11 protein-coding genes are annotated in these 15,183 nt (G+C 66.7%); 4 read left to right on the top strand and 7 right to left on the bottom strand.

Annotation, left to right across the window (positions count from 1 at the left end; translation table 11 throughout):
• Positions 1 to 74 precede the first annotated feature (74 nt).
• Positions 75 to 2,465, bottom strand: a complete 2,391-nt coding sequence (locus ACVWW6_RS18650) for a bifunctional diguanylate cyclase/phosphodiesterase (protein WP_456681208.1) — start codon at positions 2,463 to 2,465, stop codon at positions 75 to 77.
• A gap of 326 nt (positions 2,466 to 2,791) precedes the next feature.
• Here ACVWW6_RS18650 and ACVWW6_RS18645 point away from each other — a divergent pair, with 326 nt between their 5' ends.
• The gene (locus ACVWW6_RS18645) at positions 2,792 to 3,958 is read left to right on the top strand and encodes an ABC transporter substrate-binding protein (RefSeq protein ID WP_456681207.1); all 1,167 of its coding nucleotides are present in this window, start codon (positions 2,792 to 2,794) and stop codon (positions 3,956 to 3,958) included.
• On the opposite strand, the gene ACVWW6_RS18640 is transcribed toward ACVWW6_RS18645, so the two are convergent.
• The 4 genes from ACVWW6_RS18640 to ACVWW6_RS18625 all read right to left on the bottom strand — a co-directional run bounded on the left by ACVWW6_RS18640 (position 3,955) and on the right by ACVWW6_RS18625 (position 8,634).
• Positions 3,955 to 4,932 (bottom strand): hydroxyacid dehydrogenase, encoded by a 978-nt coding sequence (locus ACVWW6_RS18640; RefSeq protein WP_456681206.1) that lies wholly within the window; start codon positions 4,930 to 4,932, stop codon positions 3,955 to 3,957. The two genes, ACVWW6_RS18645 and ACVWW6_RS18640, sit on opposite strands and share 4 nt — an antisense overlap.
• A 12-nt stretch (positions 4,933 to 4,944) precedes the next feature.
• A complete protein-coding gene (locus tag ACVWW6_RS18635) occupies positions 4,945 to 6,798 on the bottom strand; it encodes a TRAP transporter large permease (protein ID WP_456683167.1) in 1,854 nt (617 codons plus the stop codon).
• Between the two features lie 7 nt (positions 6,799 to 6,805).
• A complete protein-coding gene (locus tag ACVWW6_RS18630; RefSeq protein WP_028176203.1) occupies positions 6,806 to 7,837 on the bottom strand; it encodes a TRAP transporter substrate-binding protein in 1,032 nt (343 codons plus the stop codon).
• 353 nt (positions 7,838 to 8,190) lie between these two features.
• The gene (locus ACVWW6_RS18625; protein WP_060908579.1) at positions 8,191 to 8,634 is read right to left on the bottom strand and encodes a DoxX family protein; all 444 of its coding nucleotides are present in this window, start codon (positions 8,632 to 8,634) and stop codon (positions 8,191 to 8,193) included.
• A 95-nt stretch (positions 8,635 to 8,729) separates the two neighbouring features.
• Between ACVWW6_RS18625 and ACVWW6_RS18620 the strand changes: the two genes are divergently transcribed.
• From ACVWW6_RS18620 to ACVWW6_RS18610, 3 genes are all read left to right on the top strand, one after another.
• On the top strand, positions 8,730 to 9,650 hold the full coding sequence (locus tag ACVWW6_RS18620; protein ID WP_396604635.1) for a LysR family transcriptional regulator: 921 nt from the start codon (positions 8,730 to 8,732) through the stop codon (positions 9,648 to 9,650).
• 145 nt (positions 9,651 to 9,795) lie between these two features.
• Positions 9,796 to 11,280: a caspase family protein gene (locus ACVWW6_RS18615; protein WP_456681205.1), complete on the top strand. Its 1,485-nt coding sequence runs from the start codon at positions 9,796 to 9,798 to the stop codon at positions 11,278 to 11,280.
• Between the two features lie 203 nt (positions 11,281 to 11,483).
• A complete protein-coding gene (locus ACVWW6_RS18610) occupies positions 11,484 to 13,157 on the top strand; it encodes a SulP family inorganic anion transporter (protein WP_456681204.1) in 1,674 nt (557 codons plus the stop codon).
• 183 nt (positions 13,158 to 13,340) lie between these two features.
• Here ACVWW6_RS18610 and ACVWW6_RS18605 read toward each other — a convergent pair whose 3' ends face one another.
• The gene (locus ACVWW6_RS18605) at positions 13,341 to 13,703 is read right to left on the bottom strand and encodes a hypothetical protein (protein ID WP_161533720.1); all 363 of its coding nucleotides are present in this window, start codon (positions 13,701 to 13,703) and stop codon (positions 13,341 to 13,343) included.
• Positions 13,704 to 13,826: 123 nt separating this feature from the next.
• Positions 13,827 to 15,155, bottom strand: coding sequence for a Spy/CpxP family protein refolding chaperone (locus tag ACVWW6_RS18600; protein ID WP_456681203.1), 1,329 nt, complete (start codon positions 15,153 to 15,155; stop codon positions 13,827 to 13,829).
• Between the last annotated feature and the right edge of the window lie 28 nt (positions 15,156 to 15,183).

Genomic DNA, 15,183 nt, shown 5'->3' with positions numbered 1-15,183 from the left:
TCGCGGATACCCGTCCGGCGCAATCGCATTCGAGAGAACGCGGCTGCTTGCGGCACATCCTTCGAGGCGAACGCTCAGGCGGCGTCGCGCTGCGAAGGCCGGACGGACTCGTCGAATGCGATCTGGCCGACCGGCTGCGGACGCCCGAACAGATAGCCTTGCGCGAAATTGACGCCGAGCGCCTTCAGCCGCTCGAACTCTTCACATGTCTCGACGCCCTCGGCGGTGACCGACATGTCCAGCCCGCGCGCCAGCGTCACGATCGAGGCGATGATGGCGGAGCTGCGCGGCTGATGCGTGAGGTTGCGGATGAACGACTTGTCGATCTTGATCTTGTCAAACGGGAACGTGGTCAGATAGCTGAGCGACGAATAGCCGGTGCCGAAATCGTCGAGTGCGAGCTCGATGCCGAGCTGCTTCAGCCGCTCCATGAAAGCGAGGTTCTCGACGCCGCGTTCCAGCAGCACGGATTCCGTGATCTCGATCTCCAGCCGCTCGGGCGGCAGGCCGGAATCGGCGAGCGCCGCGCAGATCATCTCGAACAGCTCGGCCTCCTTGAACTGGATCGGCGACAGGTTCACCGCGACCGCAAGCCCGGAGGGCCAGCCGGCCGCATCCTCGCAGGCGCGCCGCAGCACGAATTCGCCGAGCGGCACGATCAGCCCGGTCTCCTCGGCCAGCGGAATGAACTGGTCCGGCGGGATCAGGCCGCGACTCGGATGCCGCCAGCGCACCAGCGCCTCGAAGCCGCGCCGCTCACTGCTGTGGGCATCGACGAACGGTTGGTAGTGCACCTCGAGCTGGCAGAGCGCGATGGCGTCGCGCAAGTCACCTTCCAGCGTGTTGCGCGCCTCGAGCTCGGCCGACATCGCCTCGTCGTAGATGGTGAAGCAGTTGCGGCCCGCCGATTTCGAGCGATAGAGCGCAAGGTCGGCTTTCTTGAGCAGCTGTTCCTGGTCGCTGCCGTGATCCGGTGCGATCGCGATGCCGATGCTGGTGCCGATCTCCACGCGATGTCCGGGCAGGAGGAACGGTTCGGCCACGAGTTTCGCGATCCGCGCCGCCAGCTCGGTGGAGCAGGTGCGCTGATCCTCGGCCCCCTCCTGGATGATGGCGAATTCGTCGCCGCCGAGCCGCGCCAGCACGTCGGTGGCGCGCAGCGCCGATTTCAGCCGCTGCGCCACCTGGCGCAGCAGCGCATCGCCGGCGCCGTGACCGAGGGAGTCGTTGACGTTCTTGAAGCGGTCGAGATCGAGCATCAGGATCGAGAAGGTCGAACCGCCGTCGTTGAGCTGGCCGTTGAGATCGTCGAGCCGGGCGAGGAAGAAGGCGCGGTTCGGCAGGCCGGTCAGGATGTCGGTCTGGGCGAGCTCGAGCACCCGACGGTTCGCCAGCGACAGCCGCCGCGAATTGCGGCTTGCCAGCATCAGATAGGCCGACAGCGACAGCGTGAGCAGCATGCCGACGACGAGGACCGCGGCCGCGCGGTCGTAGGACGTCTCCAGCGCGCCGCCGGCCGTCGGCATGGCGCGCACCTGCCAGTCGGTGTCGCCGATCTTGAGACTGCCCGACCAGTGCAGTGCCCGTGCCACGTCCCGCATCGACTGCGGCGCCGCGGCGGCCGACGCATAGTCCGGCAACATTTCTTCCAGGCTGACGATCTGCCCCGTGAAGGGCGGATAGACGTTCACGCTGACCGCGGGGCTTGCGCCGGTGGTCACGCGAATGGACTGGATCAGCATCGGCAGGTCGAAGATGCCGACGACGAAGCCGGCCAGATTACGGCGCCGGTCCGCGACCGTCTCGCGCGACGTCCCTTTGGCGTAGACGGGAATGGCCACGAGGACGTCGGGCAGCCGGCCGCCCTCCTTGGGTTCGAACAGGTGGGTGCGGATGGCCGCGATCCGATCGTTGTCGCGCGCCCGCTCCAGGGCCGCACGACGTTCCGGGACGGTCGCGTAATCCATGCCGTAGACCTGTGACGTCTTCGGCTGGGTCGAGTAGAACACCGGGAAATATTCGTCGCTCTGCGGCGCCGTCGCAAAGCCGTCGCCCTGAAGCGACTTGATGCGATAGCCGGACACGCCGTCCGTGATCGCGGCAGCCTCGTATTCGGCGCGCTCCTTGCGGTTGACGCGCGGCAGCCAGGCGATGCGCAGCATGCCCGGATGGCGCTCGAACAGGCGGGTGCTGAAGGTCTCGAATTCGCTGCGGGTGATTTCCTCGTTGGTCGATTCGAACAGCGTGCGCAGCGCGACGAGCCTGCTGATATACTCGCTCATGCCGTTCTGCATGACGATCGCTTCGGTTTCGGCCGCGTTCTCGAACTCGATCCTGGTGACGCGGTTTTCCCACCGCGCGACGGCGGCCGCGCCCACGATCGAGAACAGCAGGCCGACGGCAACCGCGACCAGCGCAGGGCGATACAGTCCGAGCAGCGGCGCGGCACGCCACCATCCGGTCATCCGTTTCCGATCCTGATCGTTCTGATCGCGACCGCCCATCTTGATCCGCAAGTCCCCATCGGCGCGGCGCGCTCGAACCTCTGGTTGAGCCGCCGGAACCACTATCGGACAGGGATCGGGGTTAAGAACTGCGAAATTTCGGAACCTGGTCGTCCGGCATTGCGCGGCTTAGTTAACGATTGCCCCAGCAAGTTGCGGCAGAGTGGTAGTAAGTTGCCGGTTTTACCCGGAGTCTTACGGATCGTCGTCGCGGCGCGGGTTAGCGACCTGTTCAGCCCGCAGAACTATCGTTTCCCCAACGCGTCCAGCATCCGACAAGCATCCACATGACACGATCGCGCTCCGCGACATACCTCGCCTTGACCGTCGCATTGCTGACCGCGGCCATGCTGCCTGCGAAAGGCGATGAGGTCGGCGTCAGCGACGATGCGATCCTGTTCGGCCAGGTGGCCGCACTCGAAGGCCCCTCCTCGGCGCTCGGGCAGCGCATGCGGCAAGGCATCGTCGCGGCGTTCACCGAGATCAACGGCAAGGGCGGCGTCCATGGCCGCAAGCTCCAGCTCATCAGCCGCGACGACGGCTACGACCCCGATCGTTCCGTGGCGCAGACGCTGCATCTGCTCGAGGACGACAAGGTGTTCGCGCTGATCGGCGCGGTCGGCACGCCGACCGCGATGGCGACGATACCGATCACCAGCGCCAGGAAAGTCCCCTTCATCGGTCCGTTCACCGGCGCCGAGTTCCTGCGCGACCTCGAGCTTCCAAACGTCGTCAACATCCGCGCGAGCTACGGCGCGGAGGCCGAGGCATGGATCAAGCACCTCACCGAGGACCGCCGGTTCACCCGCATCGGCATCTTCTATCAGGATGATTCCTTCGGCCGCGATGGACTTGTCGGCGTGAAGCGCGCGCTTGCCAGGCGCGGCCTCGAGCTCGCCGCCGAAGGCACCTTCGAGCGCAACACCCGCGCCGTCGCCGCAGCCTGGCGGATGATCAAGCGCGCCGAACCCGAGGCCATCGTCATGGTCGGGACCTACGGTCCCTGCGCCGAGTTCATCAAGCTCGCACACCGCAGCGGCTCGTATCCGACCTTCGTCAACATCTCCTTCGTCGGCGCCAATGCGCTCGCCAGGGAGCTCGGCCCCGAGGGCGAAGGCGTCATCGTCTCGCAGGTCGTGCCGTTTCCCTGGGATCGCTCGCTCAAGCTCGTCGCCGACTACCAGGCGGCGCAGACGGCGTTCGACCCGACGCTGACACCGGACTTCGTGTCGCTCGAAGGCTATCTCTCCGGCCGCCTCGCAGCCGCGGCGCTGGAAAAGGCCGGACCGCAACCGACGCGCGCGAGCCTCCTGCGCGCCATCAACGACGTCGGCCGCTTCGACATCAGCGGCAGCATCGTCACCGTCGGCATGCGCATGATCGACGCCCCGCCGAAGGTGTTCCTGACGGTGATCCAGAAGGACGGGACGTTCAGGGCAGTGGACCGGTTTTAGGGTCGCCGCGTCCAGCGATCGGCATTGACGGCGCCCGGCGGGGCCTCGCCTTTGACGATCGCTTCCACCTGCCGCACGGTTTCCAGCGACTGGTACTCGATCGCCTGCGGCGTCAGGCCGCCGACATGCGGTGTGGCGATGACGTTGGGCAGCCTGGCCAACTCCGGCGTCGGCATCTGGTCGGGCGCGCGGCCGACATCCATTGCCGCACCCGCGATACGATTCTCAAGCAGCGCCTTCGCCAACGCGGCCTCGTCGACGAGATTGCCGCGCGACAGATTGATGAAGACCGCATGCTTCTGCATGCGCGCCAGCGCCGCCTCCCCGATCAAGTTCTCGGTCTCTGCATTGGCGATCGCAAGGCAGACGACATAGTCCGATGCGGCGAGGAGCTCGTCGAGGCCGACCTGCCTGATGGCGCTGTCGCTGACATCAGCAAAGGGATCGGCGACCAGCACCTCCATGCGCATCACCTTGGCGATCTCGGCGAGATAGCGCCCGATGCTGCCATAGCCGATGATGCCGATCCTGCTGCCGGCGAGCTGGCGGCCCATCCGCGCCTCGGGTTTACGTCCGGCCTGGTAGTCCGCCGTCGTCCGCGACACGCCGCGGGAGAGATCGACCATGAAGCCGAGCGCGAGCTCGGCCACCGCCTGAACGAAGCCGGGGCCGGCGCGGGTCACCAGCACGCCCGCCTTCGAGGCCGCATCGACGTCGACGTTGCGGATGTCGACGGCGCAGCGGACGAAGGCGCGCAAATGCGGCAGCTGCGGAAATATCTCGCCGCGTCCCTCCGTCATGCGATCGGCGACGACGATGTCAACGTCCCTGGCCGCGCGGACGAGGCCGGCCGCATCGAGCGGCTGATCGCCCTCGTGCAGGATCACCTCGGCGGCCGCGCGCAGGCCGTTCAGGCTGCGATCGCCGTAGTAGTTCCGCCGCATCTCCGGCGTGTGGGCGAGCAGGACTTTCACGGCAAGACTCCTTCAGTAGCCGAATGCCCGCGGCAGCGCCGTCGAGAGCCAGGGCACGAAGGCAATGACGAGCAGGCAGAGGAACAAGAGGCCAAGATAACCCATGATCGGCTTCACCGTCTGCTCGATCGGCACGTTGCCGATCAGGCAGGCGCCATAGAGTCCGAGTCCGAGCGGCGGTGCGAACAGGCCGATGCCCATCGCGATGACCAGCACCACGCCGAAATGCAGGGGATCGATGCCGAGCTGCACCGCTACCGGCAAAAGCAGCGGCCCGAAGATGATCAGCGCGGCCGCGCCTTCCAGCACCGAGCCCATCACGATCAGCACGGCGATCGCGAGCAGGATGAACAGCCAGACGCCGCTGGTCTTCGATAATCCGAGCATGAAGTCGCCGACCGCGTGCGGCACCTGCTGCAAGGTCAGCGTGAAGGCCAGCGATTGCGCGGCGGCGACGATGAACAGCACGAGCCCTGCGCGCGTTGCGGCCTGCACGAAACTGTGCGCGGCCGATTTGAAGCCGAGCTCGCGGAACACCAGGCTGCCGACGACCAGCGCATAGGCCACGGCGAACGCGGAGATTTCGGTGGCCGTGGCAAAGCCGCTCTTGAAGCCGAAGAAGATCATGAAGATCAGGCCGAACGAGGCGATCGCGCCGCTCCACAGGCCCGACACCGGCATCTGCGGCGCAACGTCCTCGGCCTCCGCCGGCCGCTTGCCGAAGATGATGGACACCGCGATCAGGACCAGCGCCATCAGCGCCGCCGGCAGGAGCCCTGCGACGAACAGGCCGCCGATCGACAGGTTCGCCACAAAGCCGAGGATGATCAGGTTGATGCAGGGCGGAATGGTTTCCGCCATCACCGCGGACGCCGCCAGCAGCGCCACCGCGCCGCCCGGATTCTGCTTCGAGCGGCGGGCCGCCGGAATCAGCACCGAGCCGACCGCGGCGACGTCGGCCATCTTCGAGCCTGAGATGCCGGAGAACAGCACCATCGAGGCCACCATCACGACGTTCAGCCCACCGCGCATGCGGCCGACCCCGCGCTGCAACAGCTCGATCAGGCGCACCGACATGCCGTTGGCTTCCATGAGGTAGCCGACGAGGATGAAGAACGGGATCGCGAGCAGCACGAAATTGTCGATGCCGCGCGCCATCTGCTGGGCGAAGATCACGCCGGGCAGCGCGCCCTCGACCCAGATGAAGATCAGCGCGGCCAGCGCCAGCGCAAAGCCGATCGGCAGGCCGCCGAACAGCGTTGCGAAGAAGCCGATCAACATCAACGTGCCCGCCGACGGCACCGAGGACGGAGACAGATAATCCCAGGCGAGATAGAGGCCGGCGACGACGGCGACGGCAACGAGACCCCTGACGATATCAGGCAGCGGCCTTGCGCAGAGCTGATCGATCGCGAACACCGTCATGAACAGCGCGCCGATGCCCATCGGGTAGAAGGTGAGCTCCAGCGGCAGGCCGGAGCCGGTGGTCTGGCCTGCCGTCAGCGAGCCCAGCTTGATGGCGTTGTAGGCGACATAGAGGGAGATCAGCACGACGAGCACGGCGCTCGCGGCGTCGACCTGCGTACGCAGGCGCAGGGGCAGCAGATCGCGGAAGAAGGACACGCCGACATTCTCGCCGCGCGCAAGCGCGCTCGCCGCGCCGAAGAAGGCCGAGCCGACCATCAATCCGCGCGCGACGTCGTCGGACCATTCGACCGGCGCATTGAAGCAGAAGCGCAGCAGCACGGACGCGCAGACGACCACGAGATCGGCGGCCAGGAGGATGGCCGCGATCGCGTCGCTGAGGCGAAGCAGCAGCGTAATGCTCCCGTGGCGGCCGCCCGAGACGGGCACGGCGGCTGTCATCGTCATCTCAGGCTTGCGTCGCGCGGATGATGTCGATGACGGCCTTGGATTCCGGCCGCGCCTTGATGAAGTTCTCGTGCTGCGGCGCGACGCGCTTCTTGAACGCCTCGCGGTCGCATTCGGCCACCGTCACGCCCTTCTCGGTCAGGGCCGCCAGCGCCTCCTTCTCGACCGCAAGCCCATGAGCACGCGTGTCGATTGCGGCCTTCTTCGCGGCATCGAGAAATCCGTCGCGCAGCTTCGGATCCATGCGGTTGTAGGTCATGTCGCTGAAGTAGATCGCGAGCGGCGAGAAATTGTGCTGCGTCAGCGCGTAGAACTTTGCGGTCTCGAAGAACTTGCTGGCCAGGATCGTCGGCGGATCGTGCTCCAGCCCATCCAGCACGCCGGCCTGGAGCGCGGTGTAGATTTCGCCGAACGCCAGCGGCGTCGCGGCGGCGCCCATCAGGCGCAGGCATTCGGTGATGACGGGATTTGGCAGGGTGCGGATCTTGAGGCCGGCGAGATCCTCCGGCGTCTTCACCGGCTTCTTCGCCAGTACGCTGCGCGAGCCGAAATTATAGGCCCAGGCGATGATGCGGATGTTGCTGCCCTTGAGCAGCGCGTCCTCGATCGGCTTGGCGGCGCCGGCGTCGAACGCCTTGGTCTGCTGCGGGAAGCTCGAGAACAGAAAGCCGAGGTCGAAGGTGCCGACCAGCGGCGTCAGATTGGCCGAGATCGACGAGCCCGACACCATGAGGTCGATGACGCCGAGCTTCACCGAATTGATGACGTCGATCTCCTGGCCGAGCTGGTTGTCAGGGAAGAACGCGACCTCGACCTGCTCGCCGAGCCCGTTGCCCTTCAGGTTCTTGACGAGGTTGTCATAGTAGACGCGGCCGTTGGCATATTTGGGATCGTTCGGCAGCGAGGAGGAGCATTTCAGTTTCAGCGTCGCGGCTTCGGCGCGGCCGATGATGGCGGGAGAGAGCACGAGGCCGGCGGTGACCGCCGCCGATGACTTGATGAACGCGCGACGGTTCACGGGCACGATGGTCATGGTGCGGTCTCTCCCGGTATTTTTTGTTCGCGTCCGCGATCGTTGCGTGCGGCCTTTGCTTGGACTGTATGGCCAAAGCGACGGCACAGGCAAGGGACGCGGCCGGGGCTGCCGTAATGACACGAGCGGCAGGCGCGTCGGCAGAAACCGCGGCGGAACGCCTGTATTTATAGGCGTTTTCGATCATGCCGCACGGCAGCGACAAGACCTGCCATGCAAGATTGACGCGGATCGATCCAATTCAGGTATGGATCAATGCCGAACGCAGATTGATTGGCCGCATGTGAAGCGGACAAAACGAAAGCCGCGGGATCTTGATCCCGCGGCTTCGCGTTTGAGCAGATGCCGTGACCTCAGCGCGAATGCGCGCCGCTGAGCTCGCCGGGTGCCGCCGCGACATCGCGGGACGGACGCAGCGCGTAGGCGCCGTCGCCGAGCAGGGCCTGCGCCGCGAGCGCGATCGCCCAGAAGGCGGGATATTCCCAGCCGCCCTTCGGATTGGTGAAGAAGAAGCCGGCGGCGCCGTGCACGGTGAAGATCGCGCCGAGCAGGATCGGGATGCCGGCCAGTGCCGCATAGCGGGTCCAGACACCGAGGATCAGCGCGACGCCGCTGAGAACTTCCACCGTCATGATGAGGTAGGCGAGTTCGGGCGGGAAGCCGAGGCTGCCGAAGAACTTTGCGGTCCCGGCCGGGGTGAAGACGAACAGCTTCAGGCCGGCGTGGGCGAGGAACAGCGCGCCCAGCGTCACGCGCAGCACGAGCGCGGCATAGGGAGCGGTACGGGAATCGATCATGGCGGTCTCCTTGTTGGAGACAGCTATGATCTATTCTCAATTGAATGATAATCCGCTATATTGGAATTATACCTCACACCGTTAGAGTGAGATCAATGCTCGACCGGCTGACCAGCCTGGAAGTCTTCGCCAAGGTGGCGGCGATCGGCAGCCTGTCGGGCGCGGCCCGGGCCATCGGCTTGTCGCAGACCATGGTGACCAAGCATGTTGCCGCGCTCGAGGCCCGGCTCGGCACAAAACTGTTCCACCGGACCACGAGGCGGCTGTCCATCACCGAGGCCGGACGAAGCTATCTGGAATCCTCCGAGCGCATCCTCGCCGACATGGAGGCCGCCGACGCCGCGGTCGCGCGCGAGCGCGTCGAGCCGCGCGGGCTGCTGCGGGTCAACGTGCCCGTCGTGTTCGGCACGCGGCAGATCGCGCCGGCGATCGCCGAGTTTTCGGAACGCCATCCCGAGGTCACCGTCGAGCTCGGCCTCAACGACCGCCTCGTCGATCTCGCCGAGGAAGGCTGGGACCTTGCGATCCGCATCGGCAAGCTGCGCGACTCCAGCATGGTGGCGCGAAAGCTCGCGCCGAACCGCCTCGTGGTCTGCGCCGCGCCGTCCTATCTGGCGAAACACGGCACGCCGCGCCGCGTCGCCGACCTCGCCGCGCATAACTGCCTCGGCTACACGCTTTCGCAGCAGGCGAGCGCGGCGGAATGGCTGTTCGGCGTCGACGGCGAGATCCGTGTCCAGGTCAGCGGTACCTTGCGCGCCAACAATGGCGATGCGCTGCGCGCGGCCACATTGGCGGGCCTCGGCCTCGCCCGACAGCCGACCTTCATCATCGCCGACGACCTTCGCGCCGGCACGCTTCTGGCGCTTCCGCTCGACCAGCCGGAGATCCAGACCTCGGCCGTGCACGCGGTCTACCTGCCCGACCGCCGTCCGCCGGCCAAGGTGCGCGCCTTCATCGACTTTCTCGCCGCGCGTTTTGCGCCGGACCCGCCCTGGGACCGCGGCCTGTTCTGACGACGCACGGCCTGACGCGCCAGCTCCGACAGCTCCGCTGCCCATTTTGCCGCAGCGCGCAGCGTGATCCAGTGCACAGACAGGGTCATGGCGGACGACTAGAAAAGGTGACATCGTCGCGCCCATTGCCGATGGAGGTGACACCATGCGCCGTCCAGTGCTTCGTAATTTGTTCCTTGCCAGCAGCCTGCTTGCGCTCACGCAACTGATGACGCCGACGGAGGCCGCGGCCGAAGCGCGGCTCGCCCTCGTGATCGGCCAATCCGCCTATCGCACGGTACCGGAGCTGCCCAACGCCGCCAACGACGCCAAGGGCATGGCCGAGCTGCTCGGCAATGCCGGCTTCACCGTCACCACAGCGGCCAACCTCGCGCAGAACGAGATGCGCACGGCGATCTCGGATTTCGCCGGCAAGGTCAGCGCCAGCGGCGCCGACACCGTCGCGCTGGTGTTCTACGCCGGCCACGGGCTTCAGATCGACGGCGAGAACTATCTGGTGCCGGTCGATCTCGATCCCAAGCGCGAAGCCGACATTCCGCTCCAGGGCGTGCGGCTGAACGACCTGCTCAACACGCTCGGCGCGCTGCCGACGCGGGCGCGCATCTTCATGCTCGACGCCTGCCGCAACAACCCGTTCCCGGCGCTGAGCGGCGCGGGCCACGGGCTTGCGATCGTCGACACCAAGGCGGGCGCACCCGGCTCGTTCATTTCCTATTCGACCTCGCCCGGCGCGGAAGCCGAGGACGGCTCCGGCATCGACAGCCCCTACACCACCGCGGCGCTCTCGGTCGCAAAGCAACCGAACCTGCCGATCGAGGAAGTGTTCAAACGCATCCGCATCGCCGTGGCGCAATCGACCGACGGGCGGCAGATCCCGTGGGAAAGCTCCTCGCTGACGACCGACTTCAAGTTCTTCGGCGGCGAGAGCAGCAGCCAGCAGCCTGCCATTCCGGGCGCTTCCGCGATGGCGCTCGCCGGCGGCACGCGCAGCGTCGCGGACTGGCGCAAGGATCTGCAGGGCAAGGAGCCGAAGGTCGCCTATGAGCTCGTGATCGCCGACGACACCGCCGAGGCGTACCAGGCCTATATCGAGCTGTACACGCAGGACGCCCGCACGCCGCGCCTGCGCACGGTGCTCGAGCGCCGGCGCCAGATGCTGGCCTGGGAGCGCGCGGTGGCGATCAACACCCGCGCCTCGTTCGAGGCCTACCTCGCGAACTGGGACAACAGCGACCTCGCCGCAACCGCGCGCAGGCTGCTGCTCCGGGTGCAGAACCGCAACTACGTCCTGCCCGCGACGGTCGCAGCCACGCCCGCTCCGGTCGCCGTTGCAATGGCGCCGACCTGCCCGTGCACGGCGCCATCGACACCGGCAACGCCGGTCAACCCGACAGTGGCGCCCATTATCAAGAAGCGCGTCGACGACACCCCGCCGAAGCGCAAGGTGGTCGAGACGCCGCCGAAGCCGCGCCGGCCGCCGCCTGACGAAGTGGTCTACGAGCGCGCACCGCCCCCCGGCCCGCCACCCGGCGCAGTGATGCAAGGTATCGGCATCGGAATTGGCATCGGCATGGGCATGGGTGGTGGCGGCCGCGGCGGCGATTATCACAACGACCGCGGCCGGTACTGAAGGGGACTCGCGCGATACGGAGGACAGATATGTCCTCCGTCATTCCGAGCGAAGCGAAGCAATCCAGACCGCCGCCGCGGTGGGATTCCGGATTGCTTCGCTTCGCTCGCAATGACAACGGATGTAGAGAAATTGCGTCTGCCGCCTTCCAATCCGGAAATGCTGTAGTCTAATCGATCGACACAGGCTTTCCGGGGACCTCGATGCCGCACGATTCTCACGCCAAGCACGCATGGCCGCTCTTCCGCTCGCTCGCCTCTTACTCTCTGCCCGGCGACCTCATGGCGGGGCTGACCTTGGCGGCGATCGCGATCCCCGAGCAGATGGCTACCGCGCGGCTCGGCGGCTTTGCGCCGCAGATCGGCTTCTTCGCCTTCATGGCGGGCTCGCTCGGCTTTGCGCTGCTCGGCGGCAACCGCTTCCTGTCTTGCGGCGCGGACTCCACGATCACGCCGATCTTCGCCGGCGGGCTCGCGGCGCTGGCCGCAGTCGGCTCGCCGCAATATCAGGGGTACGCGGTCGCGCTGGCGCTGATGGTCGGCGTGATGATGCTCGCCGGCGGCGCCTTCCGACTTGGCGGCATCGCCAACCTCCTGTCCGTGCCGGTCATGGTCGGCTTCCTCGCCGGCATCTCCGTCCATATCATCGTGTCGCAGTTGCCCGGCGTGCTGGGACTGAAATCGCCGAGCGGGCCGACGCTCGATCGCATCGGCGTGCTCGCCGGCGAGCTCAGTCGCAGCAATCCCTTCACGCTGTGCATCGGCCTCGGTGTGCTCGCAACGGTCTTCGTCTCGGAGAAGATCAGCGCAAAGATTCCGGGGGCACTGATCGGGCTCGTCGCCGCGACGCTGGCCACGATCGGTCTCGGCCTCGAAAGCAAGGGTGTCAGCGTCGTCGGCAGCGTGCCGGGGACGCTGCCGCGGCTCACCCTGCCCGAACTTGCGCCGGAGCATTGGGTGCATCTGGTATCGCTCGCCTTCGTGATCACGGTCGTGGTGATGGTGCAGACCGCCGCGACCACGCGCTCGTTCCCGTCCGATCCCGACAAGCCCGCCGATGTCGACCGCGATTTCCTCGGCGCCGGCGCTGGCAGCGTGCTGTCCGGCCTGTTCGGCGCCTTTCCCGTCAATGCCAGCCCGCCGCGGACGGGCATCGTCGCCGAGACCGGCGGGCAATCGCAGCTCGCCGGACTAGCGGCCGCGGCAATCGTGCTGGCGCTGCTCGCGTTCGGCACGGGACTGTTGCAGCACGTTCCTGACGCCGCGCTCGGCGGCATCCTGCTGTTCGTCGCGCTGCGCATCATCCGCGTGAAGCAGATCGTCACGATCTACCGCCAGTCCTTCAGTGAGTTCCTGCTGATCGCCGCCACCGCCGCGCTGATCATCGTGCTGCCGATCCAGCAGGGCGCGTTCCTCGGCATCATGCTGTCGCTGCTGCACGGCATCTGGAGCACCACGCGCGCCAGGCTGGTCGAGTTCGAGCGCGTGCCGGGCACCACGATCTGGTGGCCCGCACATCCGCACATCGCCGGCGAGCGCATCGAAGGCGTTGCCGTGATCGGGCTGCAGGCGCCGCTGTCCTTCCTCAACGCCCCGGGTTTCCGCAGCGACGTGACCAAGGTGCTCGGCGCGGCGACGCCGCAACTGCTGGTGCTGGAAGCGAGCGGCATGGTCGAGATCGACTTCACCGCCGCGCAGATTTTGCTCGACGTGTTCAAGGCGTGCAGCGAACAGGGCGTCACGGTCGCACTGGCGCGGCTGGAATCGGTCCGCGCCCAGAACGCGTTCGAACGCTTCAGATTGTTCGACGCCCTGCCCCGCGAGCACGTCTTCCACAGCGTGGACGAGGCGGTGCGCAAGCTGGCGAAAGTGCAATAGGCGAGATCGAGCAGCGGGCTCGATGCACCTCTCCCGCTTGCGGGAGAGGTCGCCACGCTCGCAAGAGCGTGGCGGGTGAGGGCTCTATCCTCTTGGGGAGTCCCACCGTGGAAACACCCTCTCCCCAACCCTCGCCCGCAAGCGGGGGAGGGAGCGCAACTTCAATGCGTCAACAGTCAGCCATCACTGCAGCAGTGTGGGGTGATCCCGCTGGATCGTTTCGCGAATCCAGCTGGCATGGATCGCACGAAACAGGATCTGCGCCGTCTTGAGATCGTTCGCCATCATGCAGAGATCGACGATGCGATGGACCGCATCATCGCGCATCAATCCGTCCGAGATCTTCATCGCGATTTCCATCGCGACCTTGGCCGCGCGCTCGTAACGCCCGCTCTCGCGCTTGTCGTTGCGCGCGGAACCTGCCGCGCTCAACGCCGCGGCCTCACAGATGGCGCGGATACGCGCGGCGGCCTCGATGTCGCCGAGCGGCCCTTCGATCGTCTCGTCCCAGATGTCCGCCGCGTTCTGCCTCGCGAACCACTTCATCGCCCCACCACCCACGGTCTTCCAGCCGCTGTATCACCGTTCTTCAGGCTCGCTTGAGCATAGAGAGGCCTATCGAGATCGGCGAGGCAATTTTTCCGCTACGCTCCCTGGCTCGATACGCATTCACGACGTCCGACGTGGCCCGATGGCCTCGAACTGTGCCTTCTGTTCGTCATTCAGCGTGCCGTAGAAATCCTCCAGCGCTGCGCGAACCGACTTGACGCCGTCGAGCATCAGGTCGAGCCGCTTGCGTACCGCGACCATTCGCGCCGGCGGCGTCATCACCTCGTTGGGCTGGCAGGCCGCCTTGAGCGATGCGCTGACCCTGGCGCTGGTATCCTGAAGCACCTGTAGAGCAGCGCGCTGGGTGTCGTTGGGGTGCAGCCGCGCCTCGATGTCGGCGCCGGGCCAATCGAGCGCAGCAGACGCACCGCAATTCTGGACCAGCGATCCCTCGGTGTTGCTGGAAGCTGTCGCACGACGCTGGTCGTCAGCCAGCGCATTGAAGCGCGCCTTCTGCTCGTCCGTGAGCGAGCCGTAGAATTTATCCAGGGCGGGCTGAACGAGATCGACGGCTTTCGCCATCGCCTCGATGCGCTGCTGCATCGCCGCCAGCCGACCGGGCGCCGTCGCTGCGACCTGCGCCGGGCAGGACGCGCGGATCATGCCCGCCGCCAGGATCGAGGCGTTGCCGAGTTCGTCGAGGCTTGCGCCTTGCGCCTCGCTCGGCTGCACCGCGGCGGCGATCTGGTCGATCGGCAGACCGACGATCTCGCGGCGGTCGCTGCCGCAAAGCTGATCCAGCGCAACGCCGCGCGCTTGCCGCCGTCCCGGCGGCCGCTGCGGCAGATAGGCCGAAAGACCGTCATAGCCATAGGGCCCGAAGATGCCGGCATAGATGTCCGGGTAGCCGTAGCCCCAGAAGCCGAGACCGTCGCCCCAGATCGTGTAGTCGTAGAGATCGTTATAGGCGAACGGCCAGAACAGCGGTCCGACCCAGCCATAACCGCCGCCCGGATGTTGCCACCATCCGCTGCTGGCGCCATGCCAGCCGGCGAGCGCGGCCGCCGCTGCGATCTGGGCTCGCGCCGCCGGATTACCGATCAGACGGCCGTTGCGGAAGGCGCTGGAATGCGCGTTGAGGGCGTTGCGGAAATTCGCCGGGCGCACGGCCGCATTGCGCATCTGACCGAAGTTCGGACCACCATGCCGAGCTCCCGTTGCGAAGCGCGGTCCGCCATGATGTCCGCCGCCATGCGCATGCCCGAAGCCATGACCGCCAAAATGGCCGCCGCCACCATGGTGGCCACCGCCATGCCCGCCGCCATGACCGCCTCCGTGCCCACCGCCATGACCGCCACCGCCATGGCCGCCACCGCCCTTCCCCAGAGCCGTGCCCGCCAGCATGCAGGCAAGCGCCATCACGGCAATTCCAATGACCGGTCGCAACATCGCATCCTCCCCGCAGAGCCGCGCCATT

This window comes from Bradyrhizobium sp. USDA 3311, from assembly GCF_054062495.1.
Note: the sequence above shows the minus strand (reverse complement) of the source record. Positions and strands in the feature narration are given on the sequence as shown.

What these genes read in the sequence shown, in the direction of transcription:
- ACVWW6_RS18650 (WP_456681208.1), bottom strand. Translation starts at nt 2,465, where the DNA reads ATGACCGGATGGTGGCGTGCCGCGCCGCTGCTCGGACTGTATCGCCCT.
- ACVWW6_RS18645 (WP_456681207.1), top strand. Translation starts at nt 2,792, where the DNA reads ATGACACGATCGCGCTCCGCGACATACCTCGCCTTGACCGTCGCATTG.
- ACVWW6_RS18635 (WP_456683167.1), bottom strand. Translation starts at nt 6,798, where the DNA reads ATGACAGCCGCCGTGCCCGTCTCGGGCGGCCGCCACGGGAGCATTACG.
- ACVWW6_RS18630 (WP_028176203.1), bottom strand. Translation starts at nt 7,837, where the DNA reads ATGACCATCGTGCCCGTGAACCGTCGCGCGTTCATCAAGTCATCGGCG.
- ACVWW6_RS18625 (WP_060908579.1), bottom strand. Translation starts at nt 8,634, where the DNA reads ATGATCGATTCCCGTACCGCTCCCTATGCCGCGCTCGTGCTGCGCGTG.
- ACVWW6_RS18620 (WP_396604635.1), top strand. Translation starts at nt 8,730, where the DNA reads ATGCTCGACCGGCTGACCAGCCTGGAAGTCTTCGCCAAGGTGGCGGCG.
- ACVWW6_RS18615 (WP_456681205.1), top strand. Translation starts at nt 9,796, where the DNA reads ATGCGCCGTCCAGTGCTTCGTAATTTGTTCCTTGCCAGCAGCCTGCTT.
- ACVWW6_RS18610 (WP_456681204.1), top strand. Translation starts at nt 11,484, where the DNA reads ATGCCGCACGATTCTCACGCCAAGCACGCATGGCCGCTCTTCCGCTCG.
- ACVWW6_RS18605 (WP_161533720.1), bottom strand. Translation starts at nt 13,703, where the DNA reads ATGAAGTGGTTCGCGAGGCAGAACGCGGCGGACATCTGGGACGAGACG.
- ACVWW6_RS18600 (WP_456681203.1), bottom strand. Translation starts at nt 15,155, where the DNA reads ATGTTGCGACCGGTCATTGGAATTGCCGTGATGGCGCTTGCCTGCATG.